This window comes from Pseudopedobacter beijingensis, from assembly GCF_042678145.1.
Taxonomy (GTDB): domain Bacteria; phylum Bacteroidota; class Bacteroidia; order Sphingobacteriales; family Sphingobacteriaceae; genus Pseudopedobacter; species Pseudopedobacter beijingensis.
The window spans coordinates 234,850-259,136 of the sequence record NZ_JBHUDG010000001.1; the positions used below are offsets into that span (position 1 = coordinate 234,850).

The window sequence follows — 24,287 nt, forward strand, 5'->3', positions numbered from 1 at the left end:
GGTTTAGTTCAGTTTATACTCCAATTCTAAATTGTCTAGTTTAGCAAGTAATTCGTTGCAGATGTTTACTTTTTGCGAACGACTTTTCATATTCAACAGGATTCTTTCCCGCATATCTAATATGGTGAAATTTAACTTTTTTGTTCCTGAATAAGTGTTGAAAATACTTTCTAATTCTTTAGTTAGTTCAGCAGAAAGATGATCTATGTTCAATCGTATGTCTAAACTGTTAGACTGTTTTTCAAGTACGTCTCTTAAATCAGTAAAATCAGAAAAAGAAATTCTTGGTTTTTTGGAACCGTCTGCATTAGTATAATAAGAGACACTACCTTTAATTTGTAAATAATTGTTGGGTACCAAATGGTGTTTATGTTTGAGGTAATCGTCTCTGTAGATAGCAAATTCGTATCCATCATCGTATCCTTCTAGCTTAAAAAATGCCCAACCACGACCATCTTTAGTCACCATGTGTCTTACTGATGAAACAATACCACCTATTCTATACTGGAAATCTAAACCTTTATCAATATCATTGAATATGGATATATTGCCTTGTGAGCAGTATTTGTCGAGTACCAATTTATAATCATCTAAGGGGTGTCCTGAGATATAAATACCCACTACATCTTTTTCTTTGGCTAGTTTCTCCATGGTTCCCCATTCTTCACAAGCAGGAAGTGTTGGTTCCGGAATTTCGACTTCACTACCTCCTCCAAATAAACTTGCCTGTGATGAATTTTCGTTTTCTTTGTGTTTTGCGCCGTATTTGATGGCTTTTTCCATAAGTGTAGAGCCATCACCATCGTCATAAAAGTATTGTCCACGATGTGTACCTTCAAAACAATCGAAACCACCAGCATAAATGAGATTTTCGAAAGCTTTTTTATTGGCTGCTCTTAGATCTATCCGCTTGGCCAGGTCAAAAATAGATTTGTAATTTCCGGTTTTCCGGTTTTCTATAATAGTTTCTACAGCACCGGCTCCAACACCTTTTATAGCTCCCATACCAAAACGAATGGCATATTGGTCGTTTACTGTGAATTTGTAAAAAGATTCGTTTACATCAGGACTTAAAACGCTAAGTCCCATTCTTTTACATTCTTCCATAAAGAAAGATACCTGTTTGATATCATTCATGTTGTTTGAAAGTACCGCTGCCATATATTCGGCAGGGTAGTGGGCTTTCAGGTAAGCGGTTTGGTAAGCAACCCAGGCGTAGCAAGTAGAGTGTGATTTGTTGAATGCATAACTGGCAAATGCCTCCCAGTCTTTCCAGATTTTTTCCAGTGTCTTTTCATCATGTCCATGCTCTGCTGCCTGTTTAATAAACTTAGGCTTCATTTTATCCAGAACGTCTTTTTGCTTTTTACCCATTGCTTTACGTAAAACGTCGGCTTCACCTTTGGTAAAGTTTGCCAGTTTCTGGGATAAAAGCATCACCTGCTCCTGGTATACGGTAATTCCGTAAGTTTCTTGTAGATATTCTTCACAAGCATCTAAGTCGTAGGTAATGGGTTCTTCGCCATTTTTTCTTCGAATAAATGAAGGAATGTATTCCAGAGGTCCCGGACGATAAAGAGCATTCATCGCAATTAAGTCGCCAAATACGGTAGGTTTAAGCTCCTTCATGTATTTCTGCATTCCGGGCGACTCATATTGGAAAATACCAACGGTTTCTCCTCTTTGGAAAAGTTCATAAGTTTTAGGATCGTCTATCGGAAATTTGTCAGGATCCAGTTCGATACCGGTTCTATATCTTACTAATTTTACAGTGTCTTTGATTAGGGTTAACGTTTTTAACCCCAAAAAGTCCATCTTCAGAAGTCCGGCACTTTCAACAACGGAGTTGTCAAATTGGGTAACGTATAAATCGGAGTCTTTGGCAATGGATACCGGAACAAAGTTAGTAATGTCATCAGGAGTAATGATAACTCCACAAGCGTGTATTCCGGTATTTCTAACAGAACCTTCTAATACTTTAGCCTGTTGGATGGTTTCTGCGCTTAAATCACTTCCTAGTGCTAAATCTTTTAATTGCTGAACAGCCTCCATTTCTTCGGAACGTAAGACACTTTTTAATGCCTGATCGTCCATGTTGAAAATCTTGTTCAGCTTTAAGTTAGGGATGAGTTTCGCTATTTTATCGGCTTCAAACAAAGGTAAATCCAATACACGGGCGGTGTCGCGGATAGATGATTTTGCCGCCATGGTACCGTAGGTGATAATTTGCGCTACCTGACTTGAACCGTATTTGTCAATTACGTATTTCATTACATCTCCACGACCTTCATCATCGAAGTCAATATCGATATCGGGCATGGATACACGATCCGGATTTAGGAAACGCTCAAAAAGGAGATCGTAAGCAATGGGATCTAGATTTGTGATTCCTAAGCAATAAGCTACAGCAGAACCTGCTGCAGAACCACGGCCAGGACCCACGGAAACGCCCATGTCTCTGGCTGCCCGGATAAAGTCCTGAACGATTAGAAAGTAACCCGGATATCCTGTACGTTCAATGGTTGCCAGCTCAAAGTCAAGTCGTTCTTCAATGTCGGGCGTGATGACAGGATATCTTCTTTTGGCTCCTTCATAGGTAAGGTATCGTAAATATTTGTTTTCTCCACGTTTTCCACCATCCGTTTCATCTTCGGCAACCTGAAACTCTTCTGGTATATCAAATTTAGGTAGTAAAACGTCTCTGTGAAGTTTGTATACTTCTACTTTATCAACAATTTCCTGTATGTTAACAATAGCTTCAGGTAAATCCTGGAATGCTTTTTTCATTTCGTCCTGCGATTTGAAATAGTATTCCTGGTTAGGCATACCAAACCTAAAACCACGTCCACGTCCAATTGGAGTGTTTATTTTTTCGCCGTCTTTTACACATAATAAAATATCATGGGCATGGGCGTCTTTTTTATTGATATAATAGGTATTGTTGGTGGCAATTAGCTTTACCTGATGTTTTCTGGCCAGTTTAATCAAACTTTGGTTGACACGGTTTTCGTCTTCCTGTCCGTGACGCATTACCTCAACATAGAAGTCATCTTTAAAGGTTTCTTTCCACCATATTAAAGCTTCTTCTGCCTGAGCTTCCCCTATGTTTAATATTTTATTAGGGATTTCTCCGTAAAGGTTTCCTGATAGTACAATAATGTCTTCTTTGTACTGCTCTATAACTTTTTTATCAATCCGAGGTACATAATAGAATCCATTTGTGTAAGCCTTGGAAGACATTTTAGCCAGATTATGATAGCCATTTTTATTTTTAGCAATCAAGACTATCTGGTAACCATTGTCTTTTCTGCTTTTATCAGTATGGTTTTCACAAACAAAAAATTCGCAACCAATAATGGGTTTTATTATTTGTTCTGTAGGAGTTTCTCCTTTTTCTTCAGCTTCAGCATTTTTTGCCTGGGCAGATTTATTATGATTTAAAACATTGTTGACAAAATGGAAAGCTCCCATCATATTGGCATGATCAGTAATTGCTACTGCTGACATTTTGTGTTTTGCAGCGGCTTTTACTAAATCGCCAATAGAAGTGGTAGACTGAAGGATGGAAAACTGTGTGTGATTATGTAGATGTACAAAATCAACATCTGTTAAGTCCTGTAAAACAGTATCACCGCCATATTGTTGTTTTTCTTCATCCTGTATTCTTTTGCGTATGGCATCTGAAGCTTCTTTGAGGTTAACATGTTTCAGGCCTACAGGTTGTATAATTCCTGCATTATGCTCCTGGAATTTCAGGAAATAAGTTGTATCTACCTGAAGTTCCTCAATCGTAAAAACTTCTCTTTTGATTAGTTCCAGAAAACAACGGGTAGTGGCTTCAACATCGGCAGTAGCGTTGTGTGCCTCAGCAAAGGGAACATTAAATAAATACTGGTGAAGTTCGGTTAAGGTAGGGAGTTTGTAACGACCACCTCTACCTCCGGGTAATTGGAGTATATTGGCCGTAACTTCGGTACAGGTATCTAATACGGGCATTTTTGATAAAGGAGAATCTACTCCATACCGATAAAACTCGGCCCCCATAATATTGATATCGAAACCTATATTTTGACCAACTATAAATTTGGCTTTTGATAGCGCATCGTTAAATTTTCCCAGAATATCTGTAAGTAGAACCCCTTGTTCTAGAGCTAAGTCGGTAGATATACCGTGTATTCTTTCTGAATCGTAAGGGATATCAAATCCATCAGGTTTTATAAGATAGTCTTGATGTTCTATCAGATTTCCCAGTTCATCGTGTAGTTGCCAGGCTATTTGTACACAACGCGGCCAGTTATCGGTGTCGGTAATTGGAGCGTCCCAACGTTTGGGCAAACCTGTCGTCTCGGTATCAAAAATCAAATACATAGCAAATAGTTAAGCGGAATCTTAGCCGAAATTTATCAAAAGATATGATCCAAAATTACCCAAAAAAAGTGTCATTTTAATATAAGGATATCAACATTCTGTTGTTGATAAAGAAACAGCTCTAATAATGTGTTGATAAATAACTTGTTGTGTGTAGCCTATGTCATTATTAACATTTTAAGTGTAATAATATGGCTATTTCTTTTGATAAATGTGCAGTTTTACTAACTTCGAATAGTTAAAAAATTAATAGTTCTAATCTATATAAAATCATGAAAATTACTGTAGTTGGAGCAGGCGCTGTTGGTGCAACGTGTGCAGACAATATTGCAAGAAAAGAGCTTGCCGAAGAATTAATCGTATTAGACATTAAAGAAGGTTTTGCTGAAGGTAAGGCTATAGATATCATGCAAACTTCTGGTTTACTAGGCTTTGATACTAAAGTTAAAGGTGTTACTAATGATTATGCAGCAACGGCAGATTCTGAAGTGGTGGTAATTACCTCGGGTTTACCTCGTAAACCAGGAATGACCCGCGAAGAGCTTATTGGTACTAATGCTGGTATTGTTAAGTCTGTTACGGAAAATATCTTAAAGTATTCTCCAAATACAATTATCATTGTGGTTTCTAATCCTATGGATACCATGAATTACCTTACCTTAAAAACTTCCGGATTACCAAAAGAAAGAATTTTAGGTATGGGTGGTGCGTTAGATTCTTCTCGTTTTAAATATTATTTGAGTCAGGAATTAGGTTGTTCTCAAGCCGATTTGAATGCGGTGGTAATTGGAGGTCATGGTGATACAACAATGATTCCATTAATTAAACATGCTACCTGGAATAGTATTCCTGTAACTAATTTCTTAACAGAAGAGCAACAGGAAAAAGTTGTTTCGGCTACTATGGTAGGTGGTGCAACTTTAACTAAACTGATTGGTACTTCTGCTTGGTATGCTCCGGGAGCAGGTACCGCTTCTATGGTGGAGTCTATTGTGCGCGACGAGAAAAAACTGATTTCTTGTGGTGTGGCATTGGATGGAGAATACGGCCAAAAAGATATTTCTTTGGTGGTACCTGTGGTTTTGGGTAAAAACGGATGGGAAAAAATAGTAAACTTTAATTTGAGTGAACAAGAACAAGCTGCTTTTAATAAATCTGCAGATGCTGTTCGTAACATGAATCAGGTTCTTAGAGATTCTAATATTATTTAATGAATGTTTTTGAAATTCCCCTGCAATTGATCAATTTGCAGGGCGACGGCTTCCACCTTTTGGTGGAAGTTGTTGTTTATGGACAAGCCTTTAATCTTGTACTGGATACCGGAGCATCTAAAAGTGCTTTGGATAAGGACACAATTACTGCGTTGATAGATGATGATAGTCAGATATATCATCTGCCTGATAGACATGCTATTGGTGTAGGGACATCGTCCATGGAAAGATATGCTGTTATAGTACCAGAGTTTAAGATTGGAGATCTGATTGTTGAAAATTATGCAGTTCCGGTTTTTGATTTAACAACTGTTAAGTTTGCCTACGAAACCATGCAGCTACCTGCTGTTATTGGTGTGCTGGGAGGCGATATTTTAAAAGGTTATCATGCGGTTATAGATTATCAATCAAATATTTTGAGATTATTTAACTGATAATATGATATAAATCATGGTTTTATCCAATCGGTTACTTCAACTTTGTTATAAAGGAGAGTATATTGCATGAAAAATAAGATTGAAACAATGGACGATATTAAGTTATTGGTGGATACTTTTTATGAGAAAGTTGGAGCAGATAAAATTTTGGGACCAATATTTAATGATATAGCTCATGTAAACTGGGACAATCATTTACCGGTAATGTATAAGTTTTGGGCTTCTACCTTATTAGGAGAAATGGGATACAAGGGGAATCCTATGGATGCTCATTTCAAACTGAATGAAAAACAAAAGCTTTTGGATACAGATTTTAATATCTGGAAGCAACTTTTTATTGAGACCGTTGATGAGCTGTTTGAAGGGGAAATTGCTGATACTGCAAAAAGAAGGGCGGTATCTATTGCTGATTTAATGTTTTTTAAGATTCAAAATTACGAACAATCTGCAGGTATTAATATAGGGAAGATAAGAAAGTAGGAGCTATTACAAATAATAATAGCTTATAATAACTCCTTTTTGTATTTAAAAACTAATCATTGCTTTAATCACTCCATTTTCAGGATTTAACCAGTTTTCGAAATTAGCTTTTACTTCTTCAAATGTAGCTGTATGTGTAATATAGGTTGTTGGTTTTATCAATCCTTTTTTCATACAGTCTATTACATGTTCAAAATCTATACGGTTTGCATTTCTGCTACTCATTAAAGTAGATTCTCTTTTGTGAAATTCGGGATGAATAAAACTGATCTCGCCTTTTTGTAAACCAACCAATACATATCTACCTCCGTGTGCAAGGTACTGGAATGCACCATTAATTGCTTTTTGGTTTCCTGTTGCATCAATAATTACTGTAGGCATATCAGATTGTGTGATTTTTTGCAAACGTTCTATCACATTTTCTTGTAAGGAATTTATAACATATTCGACTCCTAATTTCTCCTGACAAAATTGTAGTCTTTTTTCGTTAATATCTAATGCTATGACTTTGGCTCCGGCTATTCTAGCTAGCTCCATAATACCCAATCCAATAGGCCCAGCTCCTAATACCAGTACAAATTCACCAGTTCTAACATCGGCTCTTCTTACTCCATGGGCACCTATAGCCAAAGGTTCTACTAAAGCTAATTCTTCGTACGACAATCCTTCACCGTGTACAAGCGAATAATCAGGGACGGTAATATATTCTGCCATGGCGCCATCTATATGTACACCACATACATTGATAGACGTACAACAATTTTCTTTGCCATTTCTGCAAGCGATACATTTACCGCAGTAAAAATAGGGGAGAATGGTTACTGCTTCTCCTTCTTTAAACTCCGGATTGTTGGTTGATGTTATCTTTGCTGCGATTTCGTGTCCCAGTCTTCTAGGGTAAGTGAAAAACGGTTGATTTCCACTAAAAGCATGTAAATCTGTTCCGCAAACACCAACCTTTTTTATTTCTAATATACTGTGTCCTTGAGTTAATATTGGTTTTTCAGTTTCCTGATATTCAAAAACTCCCGGAGTGGTACAAACTAACTCTTTCATCGATTTAAATTTGAATTAAGCCTCTTTTTCTCATTTCTTGCCAAAAACCATCGGGAATTTGTTTGGTTACCATGGCTATGTTCTCTTTTACTTTTTCGGGACGGGTTGTACTCAGTGCAATAGACTTTATTCCCGGTATATTGAAACCAAAGTTGAAGCAGGCTTCTGCTGGTTTAATATCAAAGGCTTTACAAACTTCATAAAATTCAGTTCTCCAGTTCAGCAGTTCTTTGCCTTTGTTTGTAGCAGGATCTACTTCTACGTAGTTATAAAAATTACTGCCTATTAAAAAACCGCCATTAAATACTGCTGAATTAATAACGGTAATGCCTTTTTTGTTAAGTTTTTCAATAAAAGCGATCAGTTCTTTTGGATGCGAGTGAATGGTAAGGCTGTTGGCTATCATCACCCAATCCAGTTCAATATCCTGAACTATACGTTCTATTGCTTTCCAGTCTTTAGAACCAATACCAATAGATTTGGCTTTTCCTTGTTTTTTAAGGTCTGAAAGTGCTTTGTAAGCTTCTATAATATCATTATAACGTTTTTTATGATCGCCTTCATTAATTGAAGAAGCTAAGTATTCATCAGGATCGTGAACTGATACCATGTCCGAATTGTATTCCCCCAGTAATTCATTTCCCTGCTCAAAACATTCTAAAATACCCTGATAGCTTATCTTTTGAATAGCATCATTTTTCAACTCTTTCCAGATGCCTTTTTCAAACGTAGGTTCTTCCGTGGTTAATTCTGTTTGATACCAACCTAATTTGTTATTGATAATTACATTGTTTGGAGAGACCCCAAGATCTTTCAGGCATTTTCCTAAAACTTCCAAAGACAGTCCTGCGCCGTATTTACCAGCGCTATCAAATACAGGTGTTCCGGGAGAATGTTTGATGCACTCGTTTACGATTGCTAATTTTCTTTCATAAGGTAATGCTTCGTATATATTACCTAAACCACTGGTTCCAAATATGACAGGTGGCAGAGTATGTGCATTTTCTTGTGACATGGATTTGTGTCAGATGATTATAAATTATAAAATTTTTGTGCATTTAAGCCAAATATCTGGTTTTGTTCTTCTGTGCTGTAATTAGCATAATAGGCAGTGACAATTTCCACGGCTTCCTGATATTTTGCAGCTACTAAACAAACCGGCCAATCTGAACCGTACATCAGTCGGTGTGTACCAAAAGCTTCGGTAACAATATCCAGATAAGGGGTGAAATCATGTCGGTTCCAAAACTGGTAATCTGCTTCGGTTACCATACCACTTATTTTACAGTATACATTAGGATATTTTGCTATTTCTTTGATGTCGACATCCCAACCTTCTACGGTACCTTTTTTAATAAAAGGTTTCGCAATATGGTCTATCACAAACATTTGATCTGGATTGGAGCGTACCAGTTCTGTTGCGGCTTTAATGTGTTGAGGAAATAGAAGGAGGTCGTAGGTGAAGTTATAGTTTTTAAGTTTTGAGATACCATTTTTGAATTCTTGTTGAAACATAAAGGAAGGCGTTTCTCCTTGTAATATATGTCGAAATCCTTTGACGATGTTAAATTGCTTAAAATGGAGGAATCTTTCTTCTATGTTTTTGTCTCTCAGATCAACCCAACCTACAACACCTTTAATGAAATTATTTACAGATGCCAGTTCTATTAAGAAGTTAGTTTCGTCTTCGGTTTGGTCTGCTTGTACAGCAATACAACCATCTATCTGGTTATGTTTTAATAAAGGAGACAGGTCTTCAGGAAAGAAATCCCTACGGATTACTGCCATCTCTTCATCAATCCAGGCATGTTTCTTCGGGTTGTATTTCCAAAAATGTTGATGCGAATCTATTCTCATGGTTTTATAAGTTAATTATAAAGAGCGCAAAGCTCTATGAATATTCTTTGCGCTTTTATTATGCTTATGCGTCCTGTTTTTTATTTACCTGAAAATGCTTTTACAGATTGTTTTGATGTTCCTAATCCATCTATCCCCAATTCCATAACATCTCCTGGTTTTAAATAAACAGGTGGATTAAAGCCTAAGCCCACACCATGTGGAGTTCCTGTAGAAATGACATCGCCAGGTAATAACGTCATGAATTGGCTTACATAGGATAATACAGTAGGAATATCAAAAATGAAATCATCGGTATTTCCATCTTGTAACATTTTATCATTTAATTTTAACCATAAGCGCAGATTGTGTGGATCTGAGATTTCGTCTTTAGTAACCAACCACGGACCAATGGGAGCAAAAGTGTCACAACCTTTTCCTTTATCCCAGGTTCCCCCTCTTTCTAATTGAAATTCTCTTTCGCTGATATCGTTATGTAAACAATATCCAGCGATATAATCCATTGCTTCTTCTTTGTCAATATGACTTGCTTTTTTTCCTATTACGAAAGCGAGTTCTACTTCCCAGTCCGTTTTTACCGAGTTTTTAGGGATGATAACGTCGTCATTTGGACCAACTAATGCGGTGGTTGACTTAAAGAATATAATAGGTTCTTGCGGAATGGCTGCATTGGTTTCTTTTGCATGTTTTGCATAGTTAAGGCCAATACATACTATTTTAGAAGGTCTTGCGATAGGAGAACCTAATCTAACACTATCTGAAACTACCGGAAGTTTACCATTGTTTTCCTTAACAAATTTTTCCAATCTGTTTAACCCGTCATTTTCAAAAAAGGTTTCGTTATAATCTTCTCCAAAAGCCGAAGTGTCGTACTTAATATCGTTAATAATGATACCTGTTTTTTCTTTTCCTGCTTCGCCGAATCTGATAAGTTTCATGTCTCTTAATTTTTATTGTTAACTGTTTAATTTAATAAAACCACCGTCAATAGGATAATCGTTTCCTGTAATAAAGCTAGCTTCATCTGAGCATAGGTACAATGCTAAGTTAGCTATCTCTTCGGTAGTTCCCATGCGCCCAATGGGTTGTGTTTTCGAAAGTTTGTCAAACATTTCTTTTTCTTTTCCCGGATAATTTTTTTGTATAAATCCATCTACAAAAGGTGTATGAACACGGGCAGGGGAGATGGAGTTGCACCTGATATTATTAGATAGATAATCTTTTGCTACGCTGAGGGTCATAGCAAAAACGGCTCCTTTACTCATAGAATAGGCAAACCTGTCACTTAAACCAACCCATGCGGCTATAGAGGCAATATTTAAAATTACACCGTAGTCTTGTTCTATAAATTTAGGTAAAACCTCATGCAGGCAATTATATGTGCCTTTTACGTTTACACGATAAACTCTGTCCAAGTCTTCTTCAGAGGTATTAACAGCATTACCAACATGGGCAATACCAGCACAGTTTACCAGGATGTCTACCTCGTTTATTTTTTTTACTACTGTTTTGATATCTTCCTGTTTGCTTACATCAACAGAGTGAACTACGGATTTGCCACCAAAACCTTCAATAATAGTTTTAGTTGCTTCGGCTTGCTCTAAACTAAGGTCCAGAATATGTACCAGAGCTCCGGCTTTAGCAAAGTTTTCTGCAATGGCTTTTCCTATACCACTTCCAGCACCAGTAATTATTGCAGATTTATTTTTTAATGAAAACATATTTTTTTGTTGATTCTTTACTTTGTGAAATTTAAAGACTTACACCACGTTTCCATGGAATAAAGTCATCTTGATTTAATTGTACTGCTTTTGGTGTAATTTCGCCACTGGCTACTTTAATACAGAACTCTAAAATTTCTTCTCCAACTTCTTCTATCGTTTTCTCGCCTCTTATGATAGTACCTGTGTCTATATCTATAATGTCCGACATCCGAGTTGCCAACTGTGTGTTGGTAGCTACTTTTATAACCGGACAAACCGGATTTCCGGTGGGAGTACCTAATCCTGTAGTAAATAAAATTAAGGTTGCTCCACTGGCAGCTTTTCCGGTAGTTGCTTCTACATCATTACCGGGTGTACAAACCAAGCTTAATCCTGGTTTAGTAGCTGGTTCTGTATAATCTAATACATCAACTACTGGTGAGGTACCTGCTTTTTTAGCAGCCCCGGTACTTTTTATAGCATCTGTAATTAATCCATCTTTGATATTTCCCGGAGAAGGATTCATGAAAAAACCAGACCCCACAGCGTGTGCCTGTGCATCATATGTTTGCATCAGGTGAATGAATTTTTTAGCTATAGTTTCGTTTTCGCAGCGATCAATCATATTTTGTTCGGCGCCGCAAAGTTCTGGGAATTCGGCGAGTAAAACTTTAGCTCCCAATGCAACCAATAAATCGGCAGTGTAACCTACTGCGGGATTGGCAGAAATTCCACTGAACCCATCACTTCCTCCACATTTTACACCTACACACAATTTAGAAATTGGAGCTGGTTTCCGGCTTGTTTGGTTCAATTCTATCAAACCTATAAAAGTTTGTCTGATAGCTTCTGCAATTAAAAACTCTTCACTTTGTGTTTTCTGTTGCTCAAAAACCAGAATAGGTTTATCAAAGTTTTGGTTTTTACTTTTAATGTTTTCAACTAAATCATGCGATTGCAGGTGTTGGCAACCTAAGCTAAGAATAGTAATTCCTCCAACATTTGGATGATTGGCATAAGCGGCAAGCAGATTACTTAAAACTTCAGAATCTTGTCTGGTGCCACCGCAACCTCCTTGATGGTTCAGAAATTTAATGCCATCAATATTTTTAAATACTCTTTTTTCTTTTTGTGGAGTTGGCTGATTAATAGATATGGATAAAGAATGGATGTCTTCTCCGTTTTTATAGGACTCCAGTATATCAGCTGTATATTCTTTGTATTTATCGGTAACAGAATAACCCAGATTGGTGTACAAAGATTCCTTGATAATGTCAAGATTTCTGTTTTCACAGAAAACGGTTGGAATAAACAACCAATAATTGGCAGTACCTACATCGCCATTAGATCTGTGGAAACCATTAAATGTCTTATCTGTAAACTTGCTTACATCGGGTTTATTCCAGTGATAATTAACGTTACGATAGTAATAAGGTTCTGCGGCATGGTGTACATTTTCTGTGTTCATCCAGCTTCCCTTTAAAACTTTATGTTGCGTTTTGCCTACCAATACACCATACATGATGATATCTCCATCTTCATCTATATCATTGATGAAAAACTTATGTTTTGCCGGGATATCGTCTATCAGCGCAAAAGACTCGTTTTTCCAATGGATTGGCTGTCCTTTTTGTAAATCCTGAAGAGCAACAAGAACATTGTCTTTTTCATCTAGTTGTATATACTTCTTTTGAGACTCCATGAAGGTTCTGTTATTTTATTAATATTTGTTTTCTGCGATTTTATGTCCTGATGATCCGTATAAAAACACGATAATGAAACAGATCAGAGGAACAACATAACTGTATTGTATATTAGAAAATAAGTCACTGATGTAACCAAATGCAATAGGTAATATAGCTCCACCTACAATAGACATAATAATTAAGCTACTTCCATATTTTACATTTGGTCCCAGGTTTTTAATGCCCAGAGAGAAGATGGTAGGGAACATAATAGACATGAAAAATGCAATGGCAATAATTGCGTAAATAAGGCTAATTCCACTTCCGAACATAACAAATAAGCTTAATACGATGTTTATGAGAGCGTAGATAGCCAGTAGTTTTGCCGGATCTATAAACTTCATCAGGTAAGTACCTATAAAACGACCAACCATAAATGCAAAACCAACGCCGTAACCAGCATAAGCTGCAGCTTCTTTATTAGACATGTCTAAAACCTCTACCGCAAACAAAATAAAAAAGCTTAATACACAAACCTGGGCGCCTACGTAAAAAAATTGGGTAATTACTGCACCTCTAAGATGTTTTATTTTGAGAATATCTGTTAAAGAAGCGGGTTTATCTGCTGTCTCTTCCTTTATTTCAGGTAATTTAATAAAAGCGAATATTATACCTATAATCACAATAATAGTCCCCAACACAAAATAAGGAAGCTTAACGGTGCTAGCTTCAGCAGCTAAAGCAGCATTTCTGGCACTTTCAGACATTAATTGGAGTTCTGCATCACTATAACCCTCTGCCATAATAATTTTAGCGCCAATAATGGGAGCTAACGTGGCGGCTAATCCGTTGAAAGATTGGGCCATATTCAGGCGTTGTGTTGCTTTTTCAGGATCGCCCAGAAGTGTTGCATAAGGATTAGCTGCGGTCTCTAATATGGTAAGACCGCAGGCTATAATAAATAGTGCAATTAAAAAAAAGATATATAACTGAGTGTTTGCCGCAGGAATAAAAAGGTAAGAACCTATAGCAAACAAAGTTAATCCACATAAAATTCCTGCTTTATAACCATATTTTTTCATGAGTATTCCGGCAGGAAAAGCCATTACAAAATAAGCTATAAATACAGCAGAGTCTACCAGTGAAGCCTGTACGGTAGAAAGACTAAAAGATCTTTTCAGGTGTGGGATTAAAACGGGATCAAGATTATGTACAAACCCCCACATGAAGAAAAGCATAATCACCATGGCAAAGGCGAATTGCTGTGATTTAGAATTTTGTGTCATCTAATTATTTAAGTTTGATTTAGTTTATTAGAAAAATATAATTCAATATTATTGAATTATATTTTTCTATATTGAACAAATTTATTGATTTTTACATCACATCCAAATTTTAATCAAATAATATGATACAAGTTATCAACAGAGCATTAGATATTATTGAGTTACTGGCAAAGGAGCCACAGCAAGCTAAAAGCCTGAGTGAAATAGCCGAATCGGTGAGCGTTCAGCCCAGTACATGTGCTAATATTATTAAAACATTGACCGGAAGAGGCTATATCAGAAAAATGGATAATCAGAAAGGTTATTTAATAGGAGATAAATTGCAACATCTTTTTGAAAATGGATTTCAGGAAAAACTTATTGAAAAGTCAAAAATTGAATTGGAATACCTAACTCAGAAACTAAATGAAAATACTTCTTTGGCAGTTTTGGAGGGTAACACCAGAAAAGTTATCTTAAAGGTAATTTCAGATCAGCAGATACAAGCGCAAACACCGGATATTAAGAATACTTACGATACTTCTACAGGAAGAGTGCTTTTAGCTATGGAAAGCGATGATGTCTTAAAACAATATCTTCAAAAATATGGTTTGCCTGAAAAGGGATTATGGAACGAAATTGTTGACGAGAAGACTTTTTTTGATGAAATTGGAAAGATAAGGGAGCAAGGTTACGCACTCATAGAAGATAGTGTGCAGGTTATAGGTTTTTCTGCTCCTATATATAGCAAAGATAAGTCGGTTGCCGCATTAAGTATTTACATGCCTGCTTTCAGGTATTCGGAATCGTTGAGAAAAACGTTGATTGAACTGGGGTTGAAAACAACAAAGAAAATTAGTGGTTTATTATAGGAAGAAAGTGTTGTTTAAAGTATGTGAATAATAAGTGAAAGAACTATGAATGAAATCTGTATACTATAATCTCCTGAAAAAAATTGTAGAAACTTTACAAGATAAATTTGACAGGATTGAATAAAAAATATGATTTTTAGAAATTACCTAAAAAAACTATATTTCCCCTATGGCGAAGAAAGAAATAGAAAGAAACTCATTTAATGAATTGTTGGTTATTCTGCTCAAGCTGGTATTTTATATCGTATTGATCTATTTTAACAACAACAAACCAATGTTGTACGAGAGTGTGCCTGTATTAGATAAAATAGGTTATTCTTTGATGATTTTTTTCTCGGCAAGTTTAGTCGTATCTATTGTGCGCTTTATTATTATCAGGTTATATATCCGTAGAAATAAGTTGAAAAATAAAGTGAAAGACAACTTTATTATAGGAATTAATCAGATAGAATCTGTACTAAATACCGTTTTTGTGATTATTGCCGTAATGTATTTTCTGGATATAAATCCGATAACGTTTTTAACCAGTATAACCATTGTTGCTGCGGCAATAGCATTGTTAACCAAAGAATACATCGCAAATATGATTAACGGGTTGATTATTATGTTTTCGGACAGATTATCTTTAGGAGATCATATCAGGATTGGTAACGAAGAAGGGAAAATACTGGATCTTACATTAATCAATGTTATTTTGCAAAACGAAGATAATGATATGGTGTTGATACCCAATTCAGTTGTTTTTAACTCTATTATCGTAAACCAATCTAAACAAAATGTAAAAAAGTTAACAGTTGATTTTGAGGTTGATATTAATAGAAAGCTTACCTCAGGGATTTTAGAGGAAGAATTTGAAGCTATAACAAAGGATTTTAAAGAATTTATTGTGGAAGATGGTCTTTCTGTGAAAGTTACTGCAATTAAGAAAGATTTTGTTCATTTTAAAGTGCAGGTTTTATTGCGTTATTACGATAAGTTGAGAGAGAAGCAAATCAGAAGATTATTGCAAGGGAAAATATTAGAACTTTCATCTGCAAAAGAATAGTATTTCTGATTAGAAAGGTGAACTTTTTTGTGGTGTTTTTGTTTTGTTAGTATGAAAAAAATCTACCTATTGTTGGCTCTTTTGGCATTTGTTGCTACACAGAGTTTGGCGTCTTTAAAGCCCTTTTTTGATAAAGAGGAATATCTTGAACTTTTAAGGATAAACAGGTCTTTTGGAGGAACGGAAATGAAAGACTCTACGCCAACCCCAAAATACTCAACTAAAATTTACCGTTCTCCGGAAGTAGGTCTAAAAAATATGTGGGAGTTGTGGGAGTATAATGGTGTGCCGGTAATCAGTATCAGAGGAACAGTAGCATCACCGGTAAGTTGGGGCGAGAATTTTTATGCAGCAATGATTCCTGCACAGGGAACGCTGCATCTTGAAAATGATTTTAGCTTTGATTACAAGTTTGCTGAAAATACCAACGCAAAAGTACATGTAGGTTGGGCTATAGGTACCGCTTATTTACAAAGAGATATTTTACCCAAGATAGATTCATTGGTGCAGGCAGGCAAAAAAGAATTTTATATCACCGGTCATAGTCAGGGAGGAGCATTGTCATATCTTTTACGTTCTTATTTTTACTATTTACAACAAGCAGGGCGTTTAAGTGCCAATCTGAAATTTAAGACGGTAACCAGTGCCGCACCAAAACCGGGGAATTTACCTTATGCTTACGATTATGAAACGATCAATTTTAATGGCTGGTCGTATTCTGTTGTAAATGCTTTAGATTGGGTTCCAGAATCTCCGTTCTCTATACAGACAATTCCCGATTTTACGCCAACAAATCCGTTTTCCAATGCAGATAAAGTGTTGAAAAAGCAAAAATTTCTGGCAAGGGTATATGGGAAATATGTTTATAAAAGTTTAGATAAATCTACCCGGAAAGCACAAAAGATTTTCGAAAAATATTTAGGTAATAAGGTTTACTCTCAATTGAAAAAACAGTTTCCCGAACTTAAAGAACCAGTTTACGAGAAATCTATGGCTTATGTAAGAGTAGGTTATCCCATTGTATTGATGCCAGATGAGAAGTATTTGAGTAAAAAAAAGGAACCATCTTCAAATGCTTTTGAACATCATAGTTATTGGGGATATTATCAACTCACAGAAAGGATGAAATAGTTTTGTAAACTGTTTTAAAAAACTTTTAATTTCGGGACCTTATTCTGGTTAGATAATGTATACTAAAGAGGAAGCAGCTGCATTAAAAAAAGAATTTTGGTCTAAATTAAGAGATGAGCTTGCCGGACAAAGGTCTGCGGATGGCAAAAAAGTGGCTTGGGTGAATTATAAAACAGGTGTACGTGATATTTATTTCAGGATGCATGCCGACAAAAAAGAGGCAGCAATAAGTATAGATATAGCACATGCCGATTTGGGAATCCAGGAACTATTTTACGAACAGTTTTTAGAGTTTAAAACTTATCTCCATAATATTTTAGGAGAAGAGTGGATTTGGGCTCCGCAAATACAGAATGCCTATGGACAATCTATTTCTACAATTTATAAACCGTTAGCAGGCGTTAACGTTTTTAATAAAAAAGATTGGAACAAAATTATAAAGTTCCTAAAACCCCGAATTGTGGCTTTGGATGAGTTTTGGTGTGATGCCATGGATAATTTTGAAGCATTAATGTAAGCCGATATTTTACTTTTAAGAATTGTATTTATATAATGAGGGTAAGTTTTGCAGCTTATTTCATAGTAGTATTATTTAGTAAAGCTTCCAATTTATGAAGTTTTAAGTCCCAGAAATTATCGAAATAATTTATCCATTCACGTAACTCATCAAAACCATCTTGTTTTAAAGAGCAATATCTTTCTCTTCCAATATCTTCTATGGATATAAAACCGGCATTGTGTAGTATTTTGATATGTTTGGATACGGCAGGACGGCTCATGTCAAAATTTTCGGCAAGTGAATTTATAGTCATACTATCTTTAGAAAGTAAGTAAAGAATTTGTCTTCTGCTGGGGTCTGCAATAACCTGAAATGTATCAAAAGGTTGCATAGTCAAATTATTTTTTATTAAACTGTTTAGAGAAACGTTTCCCAATTTTAACCCAACCTTTGTTCATGAAAATATATGCAAGATAATTTTTGATTCCTTTAAATCCTGTGTGTTCCAGAGTTAAAACCGTTCCACCATCCGTAATATCAATAGTCCAGGTTACAATAGAATCCAAAGAAGGAGTCTCTTTAGATGATCCGCCTTTCCACGAATAAATTAACTTTTTGTAAGGAATAACTTCTAGCACCTCGCAATAGATCCTCCCGTCAAATCCTAATTTTAGTTTAGGTTTTGTTCCAAATTGAAATTGATGTCCAACAATAGGCTTAAAATCATTAGGCATCAGCCATTGAGCTAAAAGCTCAGAATTTGTTAAATATTCCCAAACTGTTTCTGCTGATTGGGTAAATGTGAATTGATGTTTTATTGTTTTTTGCATAATATGTAACTTTTGGGTTACTCAAATATACATGTAACTTTTGAGTAACCTATAGGTTTGAGATAATTTTTTAAAAAAATTATACCATTGTTTTTAGGTAAAAAAACTAAATTGATCCCAGTTTTTAAAAACTATAAACATGAATAGAAAGCAATATATATTAAGTGTTTTTTTTATATGGGGCATATTCGGATGTACGTCTAAAAGAATTGACACCCCACCTAATTTTAAGATAGCGCACCATACCATTATCAGTAAATTTAAACCTCAGGTAGACCCGTCTGTAGATATAAAAGTATTGAAAGAACAATATCAGAAATATCCAGAACGCTGGGAAACCGCATTTAAGTTTTTAGCAGAGACTAATCTGGATACTTTAAAATATGGAAGGTATGATCTTAGTAATGATGTATATGTAAATTACAGTAAAGGTAAAACCAAAGATTTGAAAGATTGTAAGTATGAACGTCATCAGCAATGGATAGATCTGCAATATATGGTAGAAGGAGAGGAGTATATGGGAAAAAACGCAGCTTACAATCAGCTAAAAGTAATTCAACCTTATAACGAGAAAAAGGATGTGGCTTTATATGAATATGATGGAAAGCCATTAGCTTTGGCAAATCCTCAGAATTATTTTATCTTTTTTCCTACCGAAGCCCATATACCTACTGTAAAAGTTGGAGAAATTAAAGAAACACGAAAGTTGGTTATAAAAATAAGATATAACTAATTAAATCTTATTTGTACGAAGAGTAATTGGTTAGACAAGAGAGGAGGCTGTGCCATAAATAAAAACAATAACATTTCGACGACTTTAGTAGGAGAAATCTCATTACTAAGTGTTTCTGAAAGAGATTTCTCGACTTTGTTCTGAATGATAAAATGATAAATTACTTTTGATAGAGCCTTTTCCGAATTATTTTCTCTTCTTTTTGGGTACAGCAGTAGCTTTTCCTTTCGCTTGGGTACCGCCACGTTTTTTATAGTCTTTATACGACGAATTTTTTTTAGGATATATTTTTTTGGATTTAGGTGTCTCATTAACAGAAGCATCTTCAGTGTTAGAAGAATCGTTAACCAAAGACATGATATGATCCAGTTCGTCTGCAGTAAGATATCTCCAGGCACCTAAAGGTAGTTTGCCCAAAGAAACATTCATTATCCTGATTCTACGCAGCTTGGTAACATGATATTCCAAATACTCACACATTTTCCTAATCTGTCGGTATAAGCCTTGAGTTAAGATAATCCTGAAAACAAATTCAGATTCTCTGGTAACTACACATTTTTTAGTAATGGTATCTAATACAGGTACTCCATTACTCATTTGTTTAATAAACTCCTGCGTAATAGGTTTGTCAACCGTGACTATATATTCCTTTTCGTGATTATTTCCGGCCCTCAGTATCTTATTAACAATATTGCCATCACTGGTTAAAAATATCAATCCCTCAGAAGGTTTGTCTAAACGTCCTATCGGAAATATTCGTTTAGGAAATTTAATATAATCAATAATATTATCTTTTACCTCAGTTTCAGTAGTACAAACAACACCTCTTGGTTTATTAAAAGCAATATAAACAGGTTTACCTTTTTGTTTGGTTTTCAGTTTAATATCATCAACCCAAACCTCATCTCCCGGATTTATTCTGTCGCCAATTTGGGCCGTATTTCCGTTAATGGTAACTCTACCTTCCTCAATTAACCGGTCAGCTTCCCGTCTAGAACAAATACCGCTATCACTAATCGCTTTGTTTAACCTCAAAGAATCGTCATTCATACAAATCAAATGCAAAATTTATCCAAAAGTATGAAAAGAATACGGTTTTGAGAGAGCAGACTTTCAATATATGTTTTATGTTATAATTTTTGTAGATTGGTATAAAAGTTGATTTCAGAACAAAGGACACAATTACATAACCTATGATTACATTTAAAACTGTTTGTATAAGTACCTTATTTCTGTTGTTTATAGATGTATCAGTTTGTATAGCACAGGATATTCAGGATAAAATTTGTGGGGAATGGATTACAGCTGAAAGAAACTTGGTAGTAAAGGTGTTTAGGAAAGCGGGTGATTTTAAAGCTAAAATTATCTGGTTTAAAAATGATGGCTCTAAGCCAGATATTACTGATTTTAAGGACGAAAGTAATCCGAATCCGAATTTGAGGGGACGGAAAATATTAGGTATGGACATTGTAGAAGGTCTTATTTTTAAACCCGAAACGAAATCATGGGAAAAAGGCAAAATTTATGATCCTTATCACGGCAGGTTCTGGGATTCATCAGCAAGTCTTACAGCAGATGGTAAACTTAAAGTCACCGGATACTGGAAATTTAAATGGATAGGTAAAACTTTAACTTTTGACAGATTGGAGAAAACCGAAATGGTGGGTAAAATCTAAGCTTTTTTCTGACTTATATATAAACCAAAAACAACCAGAAAAGTACCAATAAAAGTATAAAGTGTTATAGGTTCGTCCATTAGCCACCAGGCGTATAAAAAACCAAATAACGGACAAAGAAACAACCATAAAGAAGCTTTTACAGTATCTATTTTGAGCAAATAAAACCAGCAGATAAGTCCAATAACAGAAACTGCTAAACTTAACCACAAAGTGGAATAGATAAATCTATTGTCAAAATGTAACTCTTGCAAATCAGTTGTAAGCAGCGTAAAAGGTAAAAGAAAAATGCCTCCTAACATAACCTGCCAACCATTTATCATGATATTAGGTAAAGTCCATTTTATTTTTGCATAATATACACTGGCAAAAGAAACTGCAATCATACTTAACGATAACAAAATAAGTCCCACTGCAGTAGTCTGATTGTTTTTTAGTAAAGGAATAGTTGCTATATAAATACCCCCGATACCCATTAAAATGCTTATCCATTCCTTTCTGCTTGCTTTTCTGCCAATCATCCAGCTAGATATTAATACAATAAGCAGTGGATTTGATGAAACAGCCAAACTGCCTATGCCGGCAGCAGTATATTTCATGGCATAAACATATAATCCTAAATAAAGTGTTGTATTTAAAAAACCAAAAATGGCCAAATGCTTCCATTCCTCTTTACTGGGTGAAACGTATTGTTTACTGATAAGGGCATACAATAAAAGAACTACTCCGGCAATAAAGAAACGTACGTTCCCCAAAAAAAGTGGCGGAACAGATAAAACTCCGAATTTAGTAGCTACAGATGCAGAGGCCCAAAGCATGGCAAATAGAATGCCGATTGCGATATTTTTCATGAACAGGACAAAAGTAAGCATTGTAATGCTGATTTAATAACGTGTTTTTAGCATAGTTTCTTGAAAAGAAAGGTATCTTTGATTGACTTAGATACGAGGTTTATGAATTTTAAATTAGGAGAGTTTGTTCGTTTTATAGACGAAAACAGAGAAGGGTATATTACAAGAATTATTGACGAACAGATAGTAGGAGTTACAGGAGATGACGATTTTGAGATACCTGTAGCTATAAATAATTTGGCTCGGGTTCACGGGCATAGCACTGGTTTTGAAGATGATGAAGAACTGGCGATAGAAGATAAATTAGTTGCTCTGGAAAATTTTAAGGAAAAAGGTATTCATTTAGCTTTTATTCCGGATACGAATAAGGGTTCTCTGGTTCATTTTTATTTGGTTAATGAAACTTCTTTTGAACTATTCTTTACCTTAAATAGTTTGGCTAAAGAAGTGTATAAAGGAGAGTTTTCTGGTAAAATGGAACCACTTTCTATCACTAAAGTACATACAGCCGCATTATCGGAATTAGATTTATGGCCAAAGTATTTAATACAAGCTATAAGCTACACATCCTTAAATATAAAACCGTTGAAACCAATTATCACTGATTTTAAGTTTAAGGCTAAAGACTTTGCTGATAGTAAGAAAGATATTCCTTTTATAAAACAGCAAGGATGGCTTGTACAATTAGACGAACCGGAGCTGAAAATAGATGTTCAAAAGCTGAAAGAAAGTTTTTTTAATCAACCTAAAACAGAAAAAAAGCAAACGGAGAAACCTCAGAGAGAGGTTGATTTGCATATTGAAAAATTGCGGGCTGACTTTCAGTTTCTGAGTAAAGCAGAAATACTTGAAATCCAGTTAAAAGAGTTTGAAACAAAACTGGACGCAGCCATTTCGCATCAGTTTACAGATATGATTTTTATCCATGGAGTAGGAAATGGTATTTTAAAAAATCATATTCATAAAACACTGGGCAAACATCCGCAAGTAAGAACTTTTAAAGATGCCTATAAAGAGAAATTTGGTTATGGCGCAACAGAAGTTATTTTTAAAACATAAGTAACCAGCAGCATATATAAGCTGATTATATTACCTACAAAATGAACACAGAACAATTATCCGTATTTGATATATTTAAAATAGGAGTGGGACCGTCAAGCTCTCATACTTTGGGGCCATGGCGGGCGGCACAATCTTTTGTACACGAAATTGAAGAAAAATTACATCAAGTAAGCTCTGTAAAAGTACTATTGTATGGCTCTTTGGCAAAAACAGGAGTGGGCCATGGTACAGATATAGCAGCTGTTTTAGGTTTGAGCGGATTTGATCCGGTAACTATGGATGTAGATATTATTACTTCAACTATTAGTGATATCAAAAAACAAAATCTGTTGAATCTGGGAGCTAATCATTCTGTTGCCTTTAATTATGATGAAGATATTGTTTTTCTATTTTCGGAAAGTTTACCGCAACACCCTAACGGTATTGTTTTTAATGCTTTTTATGAAGATGGAACCGGTTTTTCGTCCACTTATTTTTCTATTGGTGGAGGGTTTATAGTTAAAGAAGGGGAAGAGAAAGAATATTCCGAATCTTCTTACGTAGATTATCCTTTCCATATAGAAAATGCCTCGGACTTACTGCATTGGTGTATGAAAACGGGATTGAAGATATCTGAAGTGGTGATGGAGAATGAGTTGGCTATTCGTTCAGAAGAAGAAGTCAGGCGAAAAGTATTGGAAATAGTTAGTGTAATTAAACAATGCGTGTATAGAGGTTGCCATCAGTCCGGCATTTTGCCTGGAGGCTTGGAAGTTGCTCGCAGAGCCGCTAAAATCAATAAAACTTTATTAAAAGGGTTTGATTATTACGATTATGAATCGTGGTTGAGAGCAATCAGAAATACGGGGAACGATTTTCCTAATATATTAAACTGGATTAGTTGTTTTGCTTTGGCAGTTAACGAAGAAAACGCTTCGTTTAGCAGGGTAGTTACGGCACCTACAAACGGATCGGCAGGTGTTATTCCGGCTGTTTTACAGTATTTTATCGTTTTTTGCAATGGTAACAGCGACGATAAAATAATTCAGTTTATGTTAACGGCTTCGGAAATTGGAAGTATTTTCAAAAGAGGAGCAACTATATCTGCTGCCATGGGTGGTTGTCAGGCCGAGATTGGAGTTTCATCAGCCATGGCTGCTGCTGCACTTACAGAATGTTTGGGTGGTTCGCAACGTCAGGTATTAATGGCTGCCGAGATAGCAATGGAACACCATTTGGGGCTTACCTGTGATCCTATTGGAGGCTTGGTACAAGTACCTTGTATTGAAAGAAACAGCATGGGAGCAATAAAAGCCATCACAGCATCGCAACTTGCCTTGCAAACCAATCCGGATAATGCTAAGGTAAGTTTAGATGCAGTGGTTAACACTATGTGGCAGACTGCTTTAGATATGAATTCTAAATATAAAGAAACATCAGAAGGAGGTTTGGCAGTAAATATTCCATTGAGCTTGCCGGAATGTTAATTCTTAGCAAATAAAAAATGCTTTTTGCTAACTGCTTTAAAAACAGTTATTAAAGAGAGA

The 24,287-nt window shown here is 35.6% G+C and carries 23 protein-coding genes; 11 read left to right on the forward strand and 12 right to left on the reverse strand.

The window, feature by feature from the left end:
* Positions 1-3 precede the first annotated feature (3 nt).
* Complete coding sequence (dnaE, locus tag ACFSAH_RS00825; protein ID WP_379660782.1) at positions 4-4,368, reverse strand: DNA polymerase III subunit alpha; 4,365 nt, start codon at positions 4,366-4,368, stop codon at positions 4-6.
* Between the two features lie 272 nt (positions 4,369-4,640).
* Between dnaE and mdh the strand changes: the two genes are divergently transcribed.
* The 3 genes from mdh to ACFSAH_RS00840 all read left to right on the forward strand — a co-directional run bounded on the left by mdh (position 4,641) and on the right by ACFSAH_RS00840 (position 6,496).
* Positions 4,641-5,579, forward strand: coding sequence for a malate dehydrogenase (gene mdh, locus ACFSAH_RS00830; RefSeq protein ID WP_379660783.1), 939 nt, complete (start codon positions 4,641-4,643; stop codon positions 5,577-5,579).
* Positions 5,579-6,013, forward strand: coding sequence for an aspartyl protease family protein (locus tag ACFSAH_RS00835; protein ID WP_379660784.1), 435 nt, complete (start codon positions 5,579-5,581; stop codon positions 6,011-6,013). Before mdh ends, ACFSAH_RS00835 begins: the two co-directional genes overlap by 1 nt.
* A 69-nt stretch (positions 6,014-6,082) precedes the next feature.
* Positions 6,083-6,496, forward strand: a complete 414-nt coding sequence (locus ACFSAH_RS00840) for a group III truncated hemoglobin (RefSeq protein WP_379660785.1) — start codon at positions 6,083-6,085, stop codon at positions 6,494-6,496.
* A 45-nt stretch (positions 6,497-6,541) separates the two neighbouring features.
* Here the strand turns inward: ACFSAH_RS00840 and ACFSAH_RS00845 are convergent, their stop codons facing one another.
* The 7 genes from ACFSAH_RS00845 to fucP form a co-directional block, all read right to left on the reverse strand.
* Complete coding sequence (locus ACFSAH_RS00845; protein WP_379660786.1) at positions 6,542-7,552, reverse strand: zinc-binding alcohol dehydrogenase family protein; 1,011 nt, start codon at positions 7,550-7,552, stop codon at positions 6,542-6,544.
* A 4-nt stretch (positions 7,553-7,556) separates the two neighbouring features.
* Positions 7,557-8,567, reverse strand: coding sequence for an aldo/keto reductase (locus ACFSAH_RS00850; RefSeq protein ID WP_379660787.1), 1,011 nt, complete (start codon positions 8,565-8,567; stop codon positions 7,557-7,559).
* A 17-nt stretch (positions 8,568-8,584) separates the two neighbouring features.
* Entirely contained in the window at positions 8,585-9,409 is an 825-nt protein-coding gene (locus tag ACFSAH_RS00855; protein ID WP_379660788.1) for an amidohydrolase family protein, read from the reverse strand.
* 80 nt (positions 9,410-9,489) lie between these two features.
* On the reverse strand, positions 9,490-10,347 hold the full coding sequence (locus ACFSAH_RS00860; protein ID WP_379660789.1) for a fumarylacetoacetate hydrolase family protein: 858 nt from the start codon (positions 10,345-10,347) through the stop codon (positions 9,490-9,492).
* Positions 10,348-10,365: 18 nt separating this feature from the next.
* The gene (locus ACFSAH_RS00865; RefSeq protein ID WP_379660790.1) at positions 10,366-11,130 is read right to left on the reverse strand and encodes an SDR family NAD(P)-dependent oxidoreductase; all 765 of its coding nucleotides are present in this window, start codon (positions 11,128-11,130) and stop codon (positions 10,366-10,368) included.
* A gap of 31 nt (positions 11,131-11,161) precedes the next feature.
* Positions 11,162-12,814: a UxaA family hydrolase gene (locus ACFSAH_RS00870; protein ID WP_379660791.1), complete on the reverse strand. Its 1,653-nt coding sequence runs from the start codon at positions 12,812-12,814 to the stop codon at positions 11,162-11,164.
* Between the two features lie 18 nt (positions 12,815-12,832).
* Complete coding sequence (gene fucP / locus ACFSAH_RS00875) at positions 12,833-14,083, reverse strand: L-fucose:H+ symporter permease (protein ID WP_379660792.1); 1,251 nt, start codon at positions 14,081-14,083, stop codon at positions 12,833-12,835.
* 122 nt (positions 14,084-14,205) lie between these two features.
* Here fucP and ACFSAH_RS00880 point away from each other — a divergent pair, with 122 nt between their 5' ends.
* The 4 genes from ACFSAH_RS00880 to ACFSAH_RS00895 all read left to right on the forward strand — a co-directional run bounded on the left by ACFSAH_RS00880 (position 14,206) and on the right by ACFSAH_RS00895 (position 17,627).
* A complete protein-coding gene (locus ACFSAH_RS00880; protein WP_379660793.1) occupies positions 14,206-14,934 on the forward strand; it encodes an IclR family transcriptional regulator in 729 nt (242 codons plus the stop codon).
* Positions 14,935-15,103: 169 nt separating this feature from the next.
* Positions 15,104-15,979 carry a mechanosensitive ion channel family protein gene (locus tag ACFSAH_RS00885; RefSeq protein ID WP_379660794.1) on the forward strand — a complete coding sequence of 292 codons (876 nt, stop codon included), beginning with the start codon at positions 15,104-15,106 and terminating at the stop codon, positions 15,977-15,979.
* Between the two features lie 51 nt (positions 15,980-16,030).
* A complete protein-coding gene (locus tag ACFSAH_RS00890; protein ID WP_379660795.1) occupies positions 16,031-17,110 on the forward strand; it encodes a lipase family protein in 1,080 nt (359 codons plus the stop codon).
* Between the two features lie 55 nt (positions 17,111-17,165).
* Positions 17,166-17,627 carry a DUF4268 domain-containing protein gene (locus ACFSAH_RS00895; protein WP_379660796.1) on the forward strand — a complete coding sequence of 154 codons (462 nt, stop codon included), beginning with the start codon at positions 17,166-17,168 and terminating at the stop codon, positions 17,625-17,627.
* Positions 17,628-17,682: 55 nt separating this feature from the next.
* Here the strand turns inward: ACFSAH_RS00895 and ACFSAH_RS00900 are convergent, their stop codons facing one another.
* Positions 17,683-18,000, reverse strand: a complete 318-nt coding sequence (locus tag ACFSAH_RS00900; RefSeq protein WP_379660797.1) for an ArsR/SmtB family transcription factor — start codon at positions 17,998-18,000, stop codon at positions 17,683-17,685.
* Positions 18,001-18,007: 7 nt separating this feature from the next.
* Positions 18,008-18,439: an SRPBCC family protein gene (locus tag ACFSAH_RS00905; RefSeq protein ID WP_379660798.1), complete on the reverse strand. Its 432-nt coding sequence runs from the start codon at positions 18,437-18,439 to the stop codon at positions 18,008-18,010.
* A gap of 139 nt (positions 18,440-18,578) precedes the next feature.
* Here ACFSAH_RS00905 and ACFSAH_RS00910 point away from each other — a divergent pair, with 139 nt between their 5' ends.
* Positions 18,579-19,172 carry a NanQ anomerase/TabA/YiaL family protein gene (locus ACFSAH_RS00910; protein ID WP_379660799.1) on the forward strand — a complete coding sequence of 198 codons (594 nt, stop codon included), beginning with the start codon at positions 18,579-18,581 and terminating at the stop codon, positions 19,170-19,172.
* A gap of 186 nt (positions 19,173-19,358) precedes the next feature.
* Here ACFSAH_RS00910 and rluF read toward each other — a convergent pair whose 3' ends face one another.
* A complete protein-coding gene (rluF, locus tag ACFSAH_RS00915; RefSeq protein ID WP_379660800.1) occupies positions 19,359-20,222 on the reverse strand; it encodes a 23S rRNA pseudouridine(2604) synthase RluF in 864 nt (287 codons plus the stop codon).
* 143 nt (positions 20,223-20,365) lie between these two features.
* Between rluF and ACFSAH_RS00920 the strand changes: the two genes are divergently transcribed.
* The gene (locus ACFSAH_RS00920) at positions 20,366-20,848 is read left to right on the forward strand and encodes a DUF2147 domain-containing protein (protein WP_379660801.1); all 483 of its coding nucleotides are present in this window, start codon (positions 20,366-20,368) and stop codon (positions 20,846-20,848) included.
* Here the strand turns inward: ACFSAH_RS00920 and ACFSAH_RS00925 are convergent.
* Positions 20,845-21,699 (reverse strand): DMT family transporter, encoded by an 855-nt coding sequence (locus tag ACFSAH_RS00925; RefSeq protein ID WP_379660802.1) that lies wholly within the window; start codon positions 21,697-21,699, stop codon positions 20,845-20,847. The two genes, ACFSAH_RS00920 and ACFSAH_RS00925, sit on opposite strands and share 4 nt — an antisense overlap.
* A 102-nt stretch (positions 21,700-21,801) precedes the next feature.
* Between ACFSAH_RS00925 and ACFSAH_RS00930 the strand changes: the two genes are divergently transcribed.
* Together ACFSAH_RS00930 and ACFSAH_RS00935 are read left to right on the forward strand one after the other, a co-directional pair.
* Positions 21,802-22,758: a Smr/MutS family protein gene (locus ACFSAH_RS00930; protein ID WP_379660803.1), complete on the forward strand. Its 957-nt coding sequence runs from the start codon at positions 21,802-21,804 to the stop codon at positions 22,756-22,758.
* A gap of 41 nt (positions 22,759-22,799) precedes the next feature.
* Positions 22,800-24,227 carry an L-serine ammonia-lyase gene (locus ACFSAH_RS00935; RefSeq protein ID WP_379660804.1) on the forward strand — a complete coding sequence of 476 codons (1,428 nt, stop codon included), beginning with the start codon at positions 22,800-22,802 and terminating at the stop codon, positions 24,225-24,227.
* The last annotated feature ends 60 nt before the right edge of the window (positions 24,228-24,287 follow it).